At 70.0% G+C, this 16067-nt stretch carries 11 protein-coding genes and 1 pseudogene; 8 read left to right on the plus strand and 4 right to left on the minus strand.

Annotated features, from left to right (window positions below; translation table 11 throughout):
• Positions 1 to 89 precede the first annotated feature (89 nt).
• The 5 genes from Pflav_RS39545 (at position 90) to Pflav_RS39565 (ending at position 5591) form a co-directional block, all read left to right on the plus strand.
• Positions 90 to 1745, plus strand: coding sequence for a glycosyltransferase family 2 protein (locus Pflav_RS39545; RefSeq protein ID WP_197938859.1), 1656 nt, complete (start codon positions 90 to 92; stop codon positions 1743 to 1745).
• Positions 1742 to 2764: a glycoside hydrolase family 26 protein gene (locus tag Pflav_RS39550; protein ID WP_173041659.1), complete on the plus strand. Its 1023-nt coding sequence runs from the start codon at positions 1742 to 1744 to the stop codon at positions 2762 to 2764. The genes Pflav_RS39545 and Pflav_RS39550 overlap by 4 nt, the downstream gene beginning before the upstream one ends.
• A 44-nt stretch (positions 2765 to 2808) precedes the next feature.
• Positions 2809 to 4353 carry a glycosyltransferase family 39 protein gene (locus Pflav_RS39555; RefSeq protein ID WP_173041660.1) on the plus strand — a complete coding sequence of 515 codons (1545 nt, stop codon included), beginning with the start codon at positions 2809 to 2811 and terminating at the stop codon, positions 4351 to 4353.
• Positions 4354 to 4437: 84 nt separating this feature from the next.
• On the plus strand, positions 4438 to 4719 hold the full coding sequence (locus Pflav_RS39560) for a hypothetical protein (RefSeq protein WP_173041661.1): 282 nt from the start codon (positions 4438 to 4440) through the stop codon (positions 4717 to 4719).
• Positions 4720 to 4781: 62 nt separating this feature from the next.
• Entirely contained in the window at positions 4782 to 5591 is an 810-nt protein-coding gene (locus Pflav_RS39565) for an alpha/beta hydrolase (RefSeq protein WP_173041662.1), read from the plus strand.
• Between the two features lie 833 nt (positions 5592 to 6424).
• Here the strand turns inward: Pflav_RS39565 and Pflav_RS39570 are convergent.
• Together Pflav_RS39570 and Pflav_RS39575 are read right to left on the minus strand one after the other, a co-directional pair.
• Positions 6425 to 7831 (minus strand): O-antigen ligase family protein, encoded by a 1407-nt coding sequence (locus Pflav_RS39570; protein ID WP_173041663.1) that lies wholly within the window; start codon positions 7829 to 7831, stop codon positions 6425 to 6427.
• Positions 7828 to 8994 (minus strand): GumC domain-containing protein, encoded by a 1167-nt coding sequence (locus Pflav_RS39575; RefSeq protein WP_173041664.1) that lies wholly within the window; start codon positions 8992 to 8994, stop codon positions 7828 to 7830. Before Pflav_RS39575 ends, Pflav_RS39570 begins: the two co-directional genes overlap by 4 nt.
• 263 nt (positions 8995 to 9257) lie before the next feature.
• Between Pflav_RS39575 and Pflav_RS39580 the strand changes: the two genes are divergently transcribed.
• From Pflav_RS39580 to Pflav_RS44385, 3 genes are all read left to right on the plus strand, one after another.
• The gene (locus Pflav_RS39580; protein WP_173041665.1) at positions 9258 to 10391 is read left to right on the plus strand and encodes a glycosyltransferase family 4 protein; all 1134 of its coding nucleotides are present in this window, start codon (positions 9258 to 9260) and stop codon (positions 10389 to 10391) included.
• Positions 10392 to 10599: 208 nt separating this feature from the next.
• Positions 10600 to 11943, plus strand: a complete 1344-nt coding sequence (locus Pflav_RS39585) for a glycosyltransferase family 4 protein (RefSeq protein ID WP_232072469.1) — start codon at positions 10600 to 10602, stop codon at positions 11941 to 11943.
• Positions 11940 to 13727 (plus strand): glycosyltransferase family 2 protein, encoded by a 1788-nt coding sequence (locus tag Pflav_RS44385; RefSeq protein ID WP_197938860.1) that lies wholly within the window; start codon positions 11940 to 11942, stop codon positions 13725 to 13727. The genes Pflav_RS39585 and Pflav_RS44385 overlap by 4 nt, the downstream gene beginning before the upstream one ends.
• Positions 13728 to 14499: 772 nt before the next feature.
• On the opposite strand, the gene Pflav_RS46850 is transcribed toward Pflav_RS44385, so the two are convergent.
• Together Pflav_RS46850 and Pflav_RS46855 are read right to left on the minus strand one after the other, a co-directional pair.
• The gene (locus tag Pflav_RS46850) at positions 14500 to 15372 is read right to left on the minus strand and encodes a hypothetical protein (RefSeq protein WP_232072471.1); all 873 of its coding nucleotides are present in this window, start codon (positions 15370 to 15372) and stop codon (positions 14500 to 14502) included.
• A 47-nt stretch (positions 15373 to 15419) separates the two neighbouring features.
• A pseudogene (locus Pflav_RS46855) lies at positions 15420 to 16016 on the minus strand (asparagine synthase-related protein); the annotation flags it as partial.
• Positions 16017 to 16067: the final 51 nt, after the last annotated feature.

Below are 16067 nucleotides of genomic sequence, written 5' to 3' on the forward strand. Positions count from 1 at the left end.
TGTGCTTCTGTTCACAGGGCTTGTGGCCTCAGTGGCTCGTCAAGTTAACTGCCTTGGTTACCCCTCGACTCGCTGAGGAGAAGCTCGCCGTGGGTTCGCCGGCCCGCACCGACGCTCCGTTGCCGCCCGACGCCACCGCCGAGTTCCGAGTGCCGGGCAGCCTCAGGGCGCCGAGCCAGCGGAGCACCAAGAGCGCGGTTCCACCGGCGCGACCGGCCTACGCGCCGGTGCCGCTGCCACCCACCGACGACGAGAAGTTCCTTTATCGCAAGCGGCGGCTGGCCCCGCTGATGCTCTTCTCGTTCGTCAGCTTCGGCTCGCTCGTGGTGAGCCAGGTCCTCTTCCTCCGGCTCGCGCCCGCGTTGCTGCTGCTGACGCCCCTGCTCCTCTTCACGCTGGCCTACTACGTCATCTCGGTCGTGGTAAACCTGTTCACGCCCAGCTTCGACGTCAAGGAGCACCGGCGGCTCGTCGCTGAGTGGAAGCCGGAGCGGTACCCGCCGGTCGACGTCTTCCTGCCGGTCTGTGGCGAGCCGCCGCACGTGCTCGCCAACACGTGGGAGTACGTACGGCAGATGGCCACGTACTACGGCGGCAACGTGACGGTCTATGTGCTGGACGACTCGCCGACCGAAGACATGGAGCGGATGGCGCTCGCCTTCAACTTCGTCTACCAGCGCCGACCCAACCGCGGCTGGTACAAGAAGGCCGGCAACATGCGGTATGCCTTCGAGCGCACCCTCGGTGACTTCATCCTCGTGCTGGACGCTGACTTCTCACCGCGGCACGACATGCTCGACGAGATGCTCCCGTACATGGACGCCGACCCGACCCTGGGTATCGTCCAGTCGCCGCAGTTCTTCCGTGTCCACAAGGGACAAGGGTGGGTGGAGCGCGGGGCGGGCACCGTGCAGGAGCTCTTCTACCGCTCGGTCCAGGTCTCCCGCCAGCATCACGACGCCGCCATCTGTGTGGGCAGCTGCGCGCTCTACCGTCGGGCCGCGCTCGACGACATCGGCGGGTCGACTCTGATCGAGCACTCCGAGGACGTGCACACCGGCTTCGACCTGCGGATGAAGGGCTGGCACCTGAAGTACATCCCGGTCGCTCTCGCGGCCGGGCTCTGCCCAGGCGACGTCGACTCCTTCTTCACCCAGCAGTACCGCTGGTGCGCCGGGTCGATGAGCCTGCTCGGGTCGAAGAAGTTCTGGCAGACGAAGCTGCGCCTGCGCAGCCGGCTCAGTTACGTCTCTGGCTTCTGCTACTACCTGCACACCGGGATCTTCACCGTCGCCGGTCCGATCATCCCGCTCGTCATGCTGCTGTTCTTCCCCGAGGAGATGGCCGTGACGAACTACCTGCTCATCGTCCCGAGCGTCATCTACAACCTGGTGCTGTTCCCGCTGTGGCACAGGTCGAAGTACGGGCTGGAGGCGTGGACGGTCAAGCTGCTGTACGGCTGGGCGCACCTGTATGCCGTCTACGACATCCTGCGCGGGCGGCAGATGGGCTGGCAGCCGACCGGCGGTAAGGCCAAGAAGAACCGCACCGCCCGGCTCTGGAACGGTCTGCGGTACTGGACGGCGGGCGTCGGCCTTGTCTGGGTGGCGCTCGCCGGCTACCGGATGATGGGTGGCGACGCGCTGATCTTCGCGCCCGCCATGCTGAGCGGCCTCTTCTTCCTCTCCATCGTGGCCCAGGCGCTGCTCGTCGACCCACGCAAGGATGTCGAGGTCGTGATGTGAAGAGCCGGCACATCGTCGTCGCCCTCGCGATCGTCGCTCTCGCCGTCTCGGAGTACGCCCTCGTCAGCCAGCTCAACATGTCGAAGGTGCTGAAGTCGGTGGCCGGTCAGCAAACGGCGGTTGCCGCGTCGGCGGGGCCGGAGGCGAGCCCGAGCCCGACGCCGCCACCGCCGTACGACATCACCCACCTGCTCACGCCGGACAAGAAGTACCTCGGCGTGGCCATCAACGGTGCGCCGCCCGACATGAACAAGATCGAGAAGTGGGCCGGCAGCGTCGGCAAGCAGCCCAACCTGATCGCGATCTACGAGAGCTTCGACGACAAGTTCGCGGTCAGCGAAGCTAGAAAGGCCTACCAGTACGGCGCGCTGCCGGTCATCCGGTGGGAGCCGTTCAAGCCCAAGCTCGCCGACATCGCGGCGGGCAAGCAGGACGCGTACATCCTGGAGTTCGCGAAGGCCGTCCGGACGCTCAACGTGCCGATCGTGCTCACGTTCGCCCACGAGATGAACGGCGACTGGTACCCGTGGGGGCGCCAGCGCAACAAGCCGGCCGACTTCGTCGCGGCCTGGCGGCACATCCACGGGCTCTTCGCCAAGGCCGACGCCACGAACGTGATCTGGGCCTGGACGCCGAACGTGATCAACCCGATGCCCAACGTCAAGCTGAAGCCGTACTATCCGGGCGACAAATACGTGCACTGGATCGGTATCGACGGCTACTACACGCGCAAGGGTAAGAAGACGTTCGGGACGCTCTTCGAGCCCACGCTCGACCAGATTCGCGAGTTCACGAAGAAGCCGTTCCTCATCGTCGAGACGGCCGCCGAGCCGGGTTCCGCACGGCCGGACCACATCTCAGACCTTTTCGAGGGCGTAGCCGACAGGTCCGACATGCTCGGTCTCATCTGGTTCAACAACGACGGGTCCGGGGACTGGAACATCGACGAAGACACCGCCGCGATCCGCAGTTTCCGCAGCGAGGCCAAGAGCCCGGTGTACGGGTTCCAGGTCAAGTGATTTCCGGGTAACTTCCGTGTCGAGTAGCGAAGGGATTCCCGGCGATGGTGCTTGCTCCTGACCGCCCCGAGGTTGGTGTGCGGGAAGATGGCCCGCAGCCCGAGGCGCAGCCGGAGCAGCCGGAGCGCCGGTCGACCGCGTTCTTCGCGATCTTGCCGTTCCTCGCCGCCCTGGTGATCGGCTCGGTGGGCGTGGGCAGCCGCCAGATGTGGAACAACGAGTACGCCACCTGGCACGCGGCCACGCTCTCCTTCCGCGACCTGGCCCACCTGCTGTCCAACACCGACCTGGTGCACACCGCGTACCTGATGGTCATCAGGGTCTGGATCGCCGTCGCGGGCGACTCGCCTGCGGCGATGCGGGCGCCGTCATTGATCGCGATGGCGGTGGCGGCGGGGTGCCTGGCGTTGCTCGGCCGTCGGCTCGTCAACACGTCCGTGGGGGTGGTGGCCGGGCTGCTCTTCGCCGGCATTCCCGCGGTGAGCCGGTACGGACAGGAGGCCCGCTCTTACGCGCTCGTCACCATGATGGTGGTGGTGTCGACGCTGCTGCTGACCCGGGCGATGGACCGGCCCGTCTGGCGGCGCTGGGTGTTCTACGGCGCGAGCGTGGTCGTGGCCGGCCTGCTCCACTTCGCCTCGCTCATCGTGCTGGCCGCACACATCCTGCTGGTCGTGCGGATGACCGACGGCGACGACGGCCGCCGGTACCGGTGGGCCGGCACTGTCGGCTTCGCCAGCCTGGGGGTTATCCCGCTGCTGTCGTTCGCGTCGCGGCAGTCCGCCTCGATTTCCTGGATCAAGGCGGACCTCGACGCGGTGGCGTCGTTCCCGCGCGAGCTCTTCCTGTCCTGGCCGGCCGCCGCCGCCATCGGCGTCTTCGGCGTGCTGGGCGCGGTCACCCTGTGGCGCCGGCACCGAGTGGTCGCCCCGGTGCTGGTCGTGTGGGCGGTGCTTCCCATCGTCTTCGTCTACGTCACGTACCCGGTGCTGCACATGTTCCTCGCCCGGTACGTGCTCTACACGCTTCCCGCGTGGGCGCTGCTGGCCGCCACGGCGGTCTGCGCGGTCGGCGGCTTCGTCACCCGCCGGCAGACGACCTGGGCTCGGCTGCTGGGCGCGATGCTGCTGCTTCCGCTGTTCGCGTACGCGGTGGTGCCCGGCCAGCGGGAGGTTCGGGCCAGCCCGGTCATCGGACAGCCCGACTACAAGGGTGCAATCGACGTCATCCGGGCCAACGCGCGGCCGGGTGACGCGATCGCCTACAACGACGTCTTTGGCCAGCTCTCCGACCTCGCGCGCGAGGCGGTCGACTATGAGATGCGCGACGACCCCCGGCCGACGGACGTGTTCATGACGCAGACGTCGGTCGCGCGTGGGTCGTACTCCGCGGCCGAGTGTGCCCTCAAGGACCAGCCCGTTTGCCAGCCGGTCGCAGCCGAGCGGATCTGGCTGATCAGCACGACGTACTCCCCGGACCCGCTGTCCGGGCTCACAGCCGACCGGCGCGAGCTTCTGCGGCCGTACCGGGTCACGCCACAGGGCACCTTCGAGGGCGTGCGGCTGGTGCTGCTCACCCGCGCCGCGTGACGCGGTACCGTCGCAGCATGCTCTACCGCGTCTGGGCGATCGACCGATCCCTGGTCATCCACCACACACGCCTGCCCTGACACCATGCCCCGCCGAAACCAGCGCCGCGACGAGGCGCCCCCGCTCGACCTCGATCGCGCCCGGCAGGGAATGCAGGTGGTCCAGCAGTGGAGCGACGGCGAGTGGACGGTACGCACGATCCCCGGAAAGGCGTCCGCGAAGACGTACCGGTGTCCCGGCTGCAACCAGGAGATCCGCCCGGGTACCCCGCACGTGGTGGCCTGGCCGGCGGACGGGCGCGGCGACGAGACCGACCGCCGCCACTGGCACTCCGGCTGCTGGCGGGCGCGGGAGCGGCGGCGGTGAGCGCCGCCACCGGGAGCCCGGTTCACCGGTCCGGTGGGCGGCCGCGGTGACAGACTTGTCCGGTGAGTGAGAAGATCCGCGCCAACTCGATCCTGCCCGGCCGGCGGGAGGACATCGAGCTGCACACCGCCGACGGGCTCAAGCTGGTCGGCGAGCTTGCCCTCCCGGTCGACCGCGACCCGGTCGCGACCCTGGTCTGCCTGCACCCGTTGCCCACACACGGCGGCATGATGGACAGCCACGTGTTCCGCAAGGCGGCGTGGCGGCTGCCCGCGCTGGCCGGGCTGGCTGTGCTGCGGTTCAACACGCGGGGCACGAGCAGCGTCCGGGGCACGAGTGAAGGGGAGTTCGACACCGCGGTCGGCGAGCGCTTCGACGTGGCGGCCGCGATCGAGTACGCGGAGTTCGGCTCGCTGCCGGACGTGTGGCTGGTCGGCTGGTCGTTCGGCACTGACCTGACCCTGAAGTACGGCTGTGACCCGTCGGTCACCGGCGCGATCCTGCTCTCCCCGCCGCTGCGCTTCATCACCGAGGACGACTTGGCGGTGTGGGCCGCCTCCGGCAAGCCGGTCATCGCGCTGATCCCGGAGCACGACGACTACCTGAGGCCGGAGGAGGCCCGCCGCCGGTTCGCCGCGCTACCCCAGGCCGAGGTCGTCGGCGTCGATGGGGGCAAGCACCTGTGGGTCGGCGACTCCGAGCGGGTGCTCGACGAGATCGTCTCCCGGGTCGCGCCGGGCGTGACATTGCCACTTCCGACCACATGGGACGGTCCGATGGAGTACGGCGACGGGAGCGCGTACGCCGACCGCACGGTGGCCTCCTTCGCCGACGTACCGGTGTCCGGCCCGCCGCGCCGCCAGGAGGGCTAGCAGATTCTAGAGGCTGTGGGCGCATTGCCTGATGAAGATTTGGGCTACCGCGGCGTTCGTTGTGGTCCGGGCCGCTGCTCCCGCAGCCTCACCCTCCGCGTTCCACAATCCAAAACCCCGGGTCGGTGAGGCCTAGCTGGTGCGCGATGCGCAAAGCTGGGGAACCTTGACCCCATGTTTCCCTTGATCGCTGCGTGCTCCGATCCCACCGCGCCGATCAGGGCGACGTCGCGGACGGCCGGCGCTGTCGAGTGGGGGGCATGGCCTTGATCGGTGGGTGCTGCGGTCGTCCGTGGCGAGAAATTGCCCTTCCAAGGGCAATTTCTCGCCACGGACGCAGCCGGGTGGGGCGCTGGTTGCGCCGATCATGGAAAGCCGGCGGCCATGGCCTTGATCGGCGTCGCTACGTGGAGTCCCCGGGGAAACGTGGAGCGCAGCGGAGCGTTTTCTTGGGGGTGCTTTCCCGCAGCCTCAGCCTTCGCGGTTGGCAGGGCTCACCCCAGGAGGTCGCGGTCGGCCGACCGCGACCTCCGGTTCCGGTCTGAGGGATCAAGCCCAGCCTTGACTTCGCTCGGGGGTTGGCGCATAGGCGACTCGGCAGGTCTGTGGCTGGGCGCGGTTACGCGCCCAGCTCGACAGCTCGCGGCGATGAGGAACCCCTTCAGGGGGTTGGGCTTGGACCGCGGACCTGGCAGCGGAGGTCGGGGATCTCGGCGAGCGCTAGCGAGCCGCCGGCCTGCGCGGTGCCCGCGGGAGCATACGGTCTGCGACTGACGCGGACCGGGGAAATGCCATCTCAAGAAATTGAATGTGACCCCGAGCCCGAAAGAGGTCTAGGGCTTGGTGGGGGCGAACTCCTCGCTGGTGGGGTCGTGCTGCACCGCGCCCGGGCCCTGGGTGCGTACCTGGCGTGAGGGGTGCACAAGCCGCCACAGCGCGCCGGCGCAGCCGGTCACCACCGAGACGATCGCCACGAACGTCGTGAAGGAGAGCGCGTCGAACGTGCCCTCCACGACGATCGCCACGATCTGCACGGTGATCAGGCAGCCACACAGGTGGCGGTCGGCTGGCTTCGTGGAGCGCCGGAACGCCATGATGGCCAGGACGATCGCGGTCAGGTGCAGGCCGGCGAGCGTGGCCACACCGACGATGCCGCCGCTGACCACGTGGCCCAGCCACTGGTTGTCGAGGAACGTGTAGACGCTGGGGATGAACGTCCCCTGCCCACGGCCGAACCACGGTCGCTGGCTGAAGAAGTAGCCGACGATCTCGTAGTCGTCCTTGCGTCCCTGGACGCTCGGGTCGTTGCCCCAGTTGGAGAAGAGCCCGGTCACCGAGCCGAGCAGGCCCGGCCGGACCACCGCGAGCGCCCCCATCAGCCCGAGGAACGGCAGCCCGAGGTTGTACCGCATCCGCCAGCTCCAGAACGGAACCATCACGACGAGCGTGACCAGCAGCGCGAGGGTCCCGGTGCGGGACACGGTCATCGGGATCGCGGCGAGGATCAGCACGGTGGCGACGGCGCTGGTCTGCCGTGCGAGGCCCTTTTCCGCGAATCGGGCCATGTGCACGCCGAACGGCAGGATCATGGCCATCAATGCGCCGAACTCGATGTAGTGCGCGGCCGTGCTCGCCACGCCGGAGCGGATCGATTCCGCCCCCGGGATGCCGCCGCCGTAGTTACTCAGGTTGACCAGGCCGGGCACCTTGATATACACGGTGAGGTCGATGCCCACAATGGACTGGGTGATGCCGATGAAGGCCATGCCGCCGGCCCCGAACACCATCGTCTGGATGACGGCGTCCAGCCGCTGCCGATTGGGCACCCCGTCGGCGAACGCGACCATCGGGCCGAGAAAGGCGAGGCAGCCGAGAATTGCCCGGTCAGCGCCACTGGCCTCGATCGATGGCATAGAGCGGTAGAGCCCTGCGGCGTAGGAGATCATGAAGCTGGTCAGGTACGCGGCGACAGCCCAGCGCATCGGCTGCGGCCCGCGCGTGGCGAGCCGCGGGTGGGCACGGGCCAGCACCCACACCATGAAGAGCGCGAGGCCCATCAGCGTCGCTGGCCGCCCCAGGTCGCTGAACTGGGGCAGGACCAAGCCGGCCGGCAGCATCAGGGCGAGCAGCGCGAGCAGGCTGATCAGGAAGCTGACGTCGATCAGGTGCCGCCGCTGCCGCGACGTGTAAGTCCCGGTGTCGACCAGCGAGGGGTCGAGGTCGACGGCGCTGAGGGTCAATTCGGCGAGGCCGGCGACGGTGGCCGCTGCCCGTCGTCACGCTCGGGCCTGACCCACCGCAGGCGGCCGAGCGGTAGGACCGTGGTCGCGTCCTCCGCGACAGGCAGGGAGCCGGAATCGGGCGCGTGACGGCTGCCGGACTGCTTGCCGTCGCCGTCCTCCGGCTGCTGCTGGCCGGACTCGCGGCGATTCCAATTTCCGATCCCGCTGATCACGATCGTCTGCTCGTCGTCGTCGCCGGTCGGCCGGCGGCCCCCACCGGAACCGGTCTCTCCGGGGTTGGGCTGCTGCCGGCCGGGCGGTGGTGCCGCTGCCTTGCTCTGCACCACGCGGCCCTTGCTCTTACCATTGCTGCCGTTGCCATTGGTGGACGGCGTGCCCTCGCCCTCCGGCCAGCCGACACCGGCCCGCGCTCGGGCCGTCTTGGAGACGCGCACCGGCTTGCCCGGGATGATCTGGGTCTCGCTGGACTGGGGCTGCTGCCCTGGCTGGTATCGCCGGGCCGGCACCGAGGCGGAGCCGGACGTACCGGCCGAACCCGCCCGCTTCCGCACCTCGCGGCGACGCAGGAGCGCGTCCAGCAGGAGCACGATCGAGAGCGTCAAGATCAGCCCGATCGCCGTCACGACGATGAGCGTCCGTTTCACATTCGACGTGACAACCTGGACGTTCTGCCCGGAGTCGAGCGCCTCCAGCGTGATCGCCTCGCCACCCTCCACACCATACGGAGACTGGAGCCGCTCGAGCTGGGCGGTGAGCGCGTCGATCAGCCGGGCGAGGGTCGCCTTGGCGAGCTGCTCCGAGCTGGCCACGACCTCGATCTCCACGATGGGCAGCTGCGTGCCACCGATCGAGGCGACCCACTCCTCGGAGAGGCCCTCGCTGCTGAGCTCGCGCTTGATGTCCGCCCGCGCCGAGTAGATCACGAGCGCGTCGGCGAGCGAGTAAACATTCCAAGGGCTGACCGTCGTCGTGGTCGGCGCCTTCTTCGGATCGACGGCCTTCTGCGTGCTGGGCGGCAGCAGGGTCACGTGCCCTGTCGTCTTGTAGTCCGGCTTGACGCTGGAGGAGACGAAGTAGGCCATGACCAGGGTCAACACCAGAAGGGGCAGCGCCACCCACTTGTGGCGCCACAACACCTTTGTGACATCCCAGAGATCCATTTGATCCTTCCACGGCCCGCGTCCATGAAGAGTGTGACCTGCCCACCCGAGCCTGGCAACGCCACCAAAAGCCGAGGAACGGCGCTGAATGGCCTGGAAACGGGCTACGCAGCGCCAGGTTTTCCCCTGAAGAGCAGGCATTGTCGCAAACCCGACGGAGGATTGTGGTACCCGACGCGCCCGGCAGAATTGCGGCGACACGCCCGGCCGGCGGGTCACCGTAGTCCAGCACCGCCAAGCTGCCAGCAGCCGGAAGGATCTCGATGCGCATCGGGTTCGCGTGCCTGTGGGATCGCCACGCACCGTCCACCTGGTCTCACACACCGTGGCACCTGCGCGCGGCGATGCGCCGGATCGCCGAGGTACAGGACGTGGGCGTCACGCTCAACCGGGCCACCCGTGGCGCCCTGGCCGCCATGCACCTGCGCTACCGGGACGGGCGGCTGGGCACGATGTGGGAGCAGGCGCGGATGACCGACGCGTACTGCCAGCGCCAGATCGAGCGGGCCGCGGCCCGGGGCCGGTGCGAGGCGGTCCTGGAGATCCAGGACCTGGCGCCGCTTGACCGGCCGTTCTTTGTGTACCAGGACATGACGTTCGACGCGCTCATCAAGCTGCTCGAAGCGGGCGCGCCGATCTTCCGTGAGCTCTCGCTGGACGAGCTGCGCCGCCGCCGGGAGCGCCAGCACCGGGTGTACGAGCGGGTGACCGGCGTCTTCGCGATGAGCCACTGGCTCGCGCGCAGCCTCGTCGAGGACACCGGGCTGCCGCCGGAGAAGGTGCACGTGCTCCACCCTGGCCTGCACCTGGACGCGAGCGCCGCGGACAGCCGCCCGCCCGCGCCGGAAGGGCCGCGCCGGCGGCTGCTGTTCGTCGGCCGTACCTTCGAGGGCAAGGGCGCCGACCTCGTGCTCGCCGCGCTGGAGATCCTGCGCCGCGACGTCGACCCGGGCATCACGCTGACGATGGTCGGCCCGCGCGAGTGGCCGCTGGCCGGCGGGCCGCCGGAGGGCGTCGACTTCCGGGGGTCGCTGCCGCTGCGCGAGGTGGCCGCGCTGTACGACCACCACGACCTTTTCGTGCTGCCGACCCGGATCGAGGGCTTCGGCCTGGTGTTCGCCGAGGCGCTCGCCCGCGGCCTGCCGTGCGTGGGCCGGGACGCGTTCGCGATGCCCGAGATGATCAAGCCGGGGGTCAACGGCGCGCTGCTGTCCAGGGACGACCCGGCGGAGCTCGCCACGCTCGTCGCCGGGGTGCTCGCCGACGAGTCGATCTACGAGAAGACCCGCGCCGGCATGGCCGACATCCGTGCGTGGTTCTCCTGGGATCGCGCCGCGGCCGAGGCGGTACGGGCCATCGAGGCAGCCGTGGGAGACGAACGGCCGGCCGCCATATAGTGCTCGCGCATACCCCTCTCCACCGAACGGCCCGGCTGGTGTCACCCCTGCGGGAGTTCTGTGTAAGCAAGGCGACAAACCAACTGCGCGCCCGCTGCCGGTGCAGGAGACTTGCCGGGCGCACGCTCGAAACACGTTCCCTGCCGACGAGATCAGGTGCTCTCCTCCACCTCGCCGTCGGCCGGCCCTTACCGCGAGGTGAGCCGCGTTGACCGCTGATCAGTCCCGACCGCTGCGCCGTGCGCGGCGCCGACACGTCACGATCCTGATCGCCAACCTGCCGGCCGAGCGCGATCGCCGGGTCATCCGGGAGTGCCTGACACTGGAGGAGAACGGGTACGAGGTAACGGTCATCGCGCCCCGGGGCAATCCCGACCTTCGCGTGCTGCCCGGTAGCCGCAACACGCGGCTGAAGCCGTACCCGGTGTATCTCAACGGTTCCGGCGTGCTCACGTTCGCGGCCGAGTTTCTCTGGTCGTTCTTTTGCATCGCCTTCCGCCTCCTCGGCGAGGTGCTGAGCGGCCGGGCGCACGCCGTGCAGGTGTGCAACCCGCCAGACGTGTACTGGCCGCTGGCGCTCTTCGTCCGTGCGCTGGGCCGGCCGTGGGTCTTCGACCACCACGATCTGTCGCCGGAGGTGTACGCGACACGCAGCGACGACGCGCCCAACCCGGTGGTGTTCCGGACACTGACCGCGATGGAGTGGCTGACGCTGCGCACGGCTTCGGCGGTGGTCGCCACCAACGAGTCGTTCCGGGAGAACGCGTTGCGGCGCGGCGTGTCGCCGGCGAAGGTGACGGTCGTGCGCAACGGTCCGTCGGCCCGGGAGATCGCGCCCACCGCGCCGGTCACCGCCGCGGACGGCATGCACCGCATCGTGTACCTAGGGGTGCTCGGCAAGCAGGACAACGTCGCCGCCGTCGTGTACACGGCGGAGGAGCTGACCCGCCGCCGCCCGGCCCGCGACTGGCGGGTGGTCATCGCGGGCGACGGCGAGACGCTCGAGGAGCTGAAGGAGCTGGCGGTCGCGCGGGGTGTGGCCGACCGGGTGGAGTTCACCGGGTGGCTCAATGGCGAGGAGGTCGACGCGCTGCTCCAGACGGCGACCGTCGGCGTGCAGCCCGACCTGCCGACCCGGATGAACCACCTGTCCACGATGGCCAAGAGCGTCGAGTACGTGAGCCGGGGCGTCCCGGTCGTCGCCGTGGACCTGATCGAGACCCGCCGTACGGCCGGCGACGCCGCGGCGTACGTCGAGACCGGCGCGCCCGCCGAGTTCGCCGCCGCGATCGACGCGCTGCTCGACGACCCGGAGCGGCGGGAAGCGATGGCCAAGATCGCGCTCGACCGGTTCGACACCGAGCTGTCGTGGGAGCACCAGAGCGTGCGGTACGCGGCGATGTGGCACCGCCTCTTTCGGGGCCGGCGGGCCCAGGCTGACGGCGAGACGGCCCCGGACGCGATACCCGTACCACGCCGGGGCCCGGCGCCGCGCCACGCGGCGGCCGAGGGGACCACGCCGGCACTGACCCGCCCGGAGTCCAACCAATGACCGTGAGCGTCGTGATCGCCGCGCACAATGAGTCGGCGGTGATCAGTCGGTGCCTGTCCGCGCTCCGCGAGGGCGGTGCGGACCTGGACATCACCGTGGTCACCAACGGTTGTACCGACGACACCGCCGAAGTCGCCCGCCAGCACGCCGGCGTCCGCGTCGTCGAGCTGGCCGAGGCGGGCAAGGCCGGCGCGCTCAACGCCGGCGACGCGGTGGCGGCGAGCTTCCCCCGGGTGTACCTCGACGCCGACATGACGCTTACCGGAGCCCAGATCCACGTGATCGTGGGGGCGCTCGACATGCCGGGCGTGCTGGCGTCGACGGCGGTACGGCGCATGGTCACCCGTGGCTCGGCGGTACCGGTCAAGGGCTACTACGCCATCAACAACCGGCTGCCGCTCTTCCGCAACGCGCTCTTCGGGCGGGGCGTGATCGCACTCTCCAAGGAGGGGCGCGACCGCTTCGAGAGCTTCCCCGGGGTGATCGCCGACGACCTGTTCCTCGACTCGCTCTTCGCCCCGGCGAAAAGCGCGAGGTGCCGGCGGTGGTCTCCCGGGTCGCCGCGCCGCGCCACACCCGCGACCTGGTCCGCCGGCTGGCCCGGGTGCGCGCCGGCAACCGCGCCCTGCGCAACGAGTCCGCCGGCACCCGTTCGGCCGAAAACTCGTCCTGGCTGCGCGACGTGGCCCTGCCGCGCCCGTGGCTGGCCCGGCGGCGGTCTGCTACGTCGCGATCACCGCGGCGGCCGAGATGCGCGCGCGGCGGGCCACCGGCTGGGGCCGCGACGAGTCGTCCCGGCAGGCGGTCGCCGGATGACGCCGACCGTGAGCGTGCTGATGGTCTCGTACCGCACGCGCGACCTGACCGTGCGCGCCCTGTCCGCGCTGCGCGAGTCCTGCCCGGGCACGACGTTCGAGACGATCGTGGTCGACAACGCCTCCGGCGACGGCTCGGCCGACGCGATCCGGGCCGCCGTCCCCACGGCGACCGTCGAGGAACTGCCGGAAAACGTGGGCTTCGGCCGCGCGATGAACCGCGCCGCCCAGCACGCCCGCGGCGACTGGCTGCTGCTGGTCAACCCGGATACCGAGCCGGACGGCGATGTGGTGAGCGCGCTGGTCGCGTACGCGACGGCACACCCCGAGCACGGCATCTACACGGGCCGCACGCTGCATCCGGACGGCACCGACGACATGCGCTCCTGCTTCGCGCTGCCCACCCTGCGGCAGTACGTGGCGTTCGCGCTGGGCCTCTCCACGCTGGGCCGCCGCTTCCGCCGCCTGGGGCCGCTGTTCAACCCCGAGGAGCTTCCCGGGTACGACCGGACCACCGCCCGCGAGGTCCCGGCGGTCTCCGGTTGCCTGATGCTGATCCGGCGCGACCTGTTCACCGCGCTGGGCGGCTTCACGCCCGACTACTTCATGTACAGCGAGGACATCGACCTCTGCGTCCGCGCCCGCGAGCGCGGCGCCCGGCCGGTGCTGGTGCCCGAGGCCCGGCTGCTCCACCTGGGCGGCGCCTCGGCCGGCACGAGCTCTCGCAAAATCGTGATGCTGCTGCGCGGCAAGTGCACCTTCGTCCGGCTCCGCTGGACCCCGGGCCGCGCCGCCACCGCACGGACGCTCATCGCCGCCGGCGTGGGCCTGCGCGGCGGCCTGGCCGCGATGCTGGGCCGCAAGAGCCCGTGGCGCGAGGTCTGGAGCGCGCGCCGCGTCTGGCTGGCCGGCTGGCCCGCCCAGGCGACCGAGCCGGCCCTGACCCGCGACTCAGCCCCGACAGCCTGACCGCGCCTTCGGCGCTCGATGTCAGGGTCCTGTTCCCATTCCAAGAGACAGACCTGGGCTACCGCGATGTCCGCCGGGCTCCAGACCGCTGCTCCCGCGGCCTCACCCTCCGCGCTTCACAACCCGCCAACGCACCCTGCGGCAGACCAGAGAACGCTGGATCTAGTCGACTTTCTGCCGTCAGGACGACCAAAAGTCGACTAGATCTCCCGGGCTTGGCCACAACGGCACCCGGACGCGGTCCCCTGGCGCGTCTTGACTGCTTGTTTCCCTTGATCGGTGGGTGCTCTGGTCGTCCGTGGCGAAAAATTGCCCTTCCAGGGGCAATTCCTCGCCACGGACGCAGCGTTACACGACTCAGCCTGCGTCGATCAAGGAAATCCGCGGCCGTAGGCCATGATCGGCGTCTTTGCGCGGGCCACGCCGGCCTCGGGTTGGCTTGTGAACCGCGGAGGGTGAGGCCGCGGGAGCAGCGGTCCGGACCACCGCGGACATCGCGGTAGCTCAAATCTCGATCCTGTAGCCACATTGTGGGCAGAGCTCATGACGCCGACTCCGAAAGGGTCTCTAGATACCTTGATCGGTCAGTGGCTGCGGCGTCCGTCGCGAGAATTTCCCCTGGAGGGGCGCTTTTTCGCCACGGACGCAGAGGCGGCACTCCACGACCAGGCCGATCAAGGAGAAATGCGGGTCGCGGGGCCGCTTCCCATAGGGAGCGGAGCAAATGCGACCAGTGCCGTGACCTGTCGCGGCTCGTGCGACGGGGTCGGGGTCAGGCGGGGACGGACTGGCGCTCGACGACCGCGAGGTTGGCCAGGAAGCCGACCGTGGCGGCGTCCGTGCCGTACTCGCCGGACAGCAGCCCGGCGAGCCAGTCCTCGCGGACGAAGCCGGAGCGGAGCACGGGCTCGACGAGCTTCGGCTGCTCGCGCCAGTGGCGGATGACAAGGTCGGCGAGTACCGGGGTGCCGACGGCGGTGGCGGCCTTGCCGCGGGCGAACTGGTAGACCTTCTCCATGCCGCGCTGGGCGTACTTGCGGATCGAGTACTCGGCGAGCTGCTTCGGCACGTACCGGCGGGGGAGGTGCTTGGGGCGCACGCCGGTGGCCAGCCGCGCGTTGGCCAGCCACGGGTCGAGGCGCTCCAGGACGCGCGCGGAGTAGCCGGAGCCGCTGCGGCTGGTCGGTGCCACCGAGCGGGCCAGCGCGAGGAAGCGCGGGTCAAGGTAGGGGCCGACGATCATGCGGTCCAGGCAGGCGCCGGTGAAGTTGATGCCCACCCAGCGGTGCACCCGCTCCTGGAGGAAGAACTCGTCGATCGCGGTCAGCCAGTCCGTGTGGTACCCCTCGAAGGCCCGGCGGATCGCGGCGGTGGCGTCATCCCGCGCGGAGGCGGCGAAGTCGGGCACCAGGGCGTCTGCCGTGGTGGCGTCGTTGGTCACGAACCACCAGCGGGCCAGCCGGTCGACCAGCTCGGTATTCGGCGCGTCGTGCTGCTGCTGGCCCATGTGGTAGCTGCCGCGGGCCATCTCGCCGCCCTGCCCGGTGATGCGCACGCCCGGCGGCACCTGGCTCTCCACCCAGTCGAGCACGCCCAGCGCGACCGGGTTGCCGACCGTGTCGTGGCGCACGGCCGAGGCGTCCACCAGCTCGTGGGCCGCCTCGGGGTGAGGTCGCCGAGCTTTGTCAGGTCGATCACCTGGTGCTCGGTGCGGAAGTGCGCGGCCAGCTCGCCGGCGATCACCGGGTCGGCGCGGCCGGGTGCGGAGAGCGTGAGCGTGCGGACCCCGGCCCGGCGGGCGGCCGGGAGCGCGGCGAACGCGAGCCGGCTGTCGAAACCGCCGGAAAGCTCGAAGACCGTCTCTGGGTGCTCGTCCAGGCACCGCTCGACGTTGCCGCGCAGCAGGGCGGCCATCGCCTCGACCGGGTCGCCGCCGGGCACCTTGGCGGGCTCGGCCACATCCACGTACGACAGGGTGGTGAGCTCGCCCCCGCCAGCCGCCAGGTGGAGCCCGCGGGCAGCTTGGTCACGCCCTTGAACGGCGTCGCCTCGCCGAGGTGGAAGCCGGTCACCGCGTACGTGCCGACGGTCTGCGGGTCGAGCGGGGCGCCGGCCAGCCGGGCCAGCTCCAGCGCCGAGGTGGACACAGCGGCCCAGCCGTCGCCGCGAATCCCATACAAATGGCGGAGTCCGATGTGGTCGGTGGCCGCGGTCAGCTCGTGCTCGTCGAAGGCCACCGCGGCGAACGGGGCGGCCATCTGGGCGAGCGGCGTGCCCGCGCGCAGCCATCTCGTGAGGATCTCGGCGTCGACCGGGCGGAAGTCGTGGTCGCGCGGCCCC

The organism is Phytohabitans flavus, assembly GCF_011764545.1.
Classification (GTDB): domain Bacteria; phylum Actinomycetota; class Actinomycetes; order Mycobacteriales; family Micromonosporaceae; genus Phytohabitans; species Phytohabitans flavus.

What these genes read in the sequence shown, in the direction of transcription:
- Pflav_RS39555 (WP_173041660.1), top strand. Translation starts at nt 2,809, where the DNA reads ATGGTGCTTGCTCCTGACCGCCCCGAGGTTGGTGTGCGGGAAGATGGC.
- Pflav_RS39560 (WP_173041661.1), top strand. Translation starts at nt 4,438, where the DNA reads ATGCCCCGCCGAAACCAGCGCCGCGACGAGGCGCCCCCGCTCGACCTC.
- Pflav_RS39575 (WP_173041664.1), bottom strand. Translation starts at nt 8,994, where the DNA reads ATGGATCTCTGGGATGTCACAAAGGTGTTGTGGCGCCACAAGTGGGTG.
- Pflav_RS39580 (WP_173041665.1), top strand. Translation starts at nt 9,258, where the DNA reads ATGCGCATCGGGTTCGCGTGCCTGTGGGATCGCCACGCACCGTCCACC.
- Pflav_RS44385 (WP_197938860.1), top strand. Translation starts at nt 11,940, where the DNA reads ATGACCGTGAGCGTCGTGATCGCCGCGCACAATGAGTCGGCGGTGATC.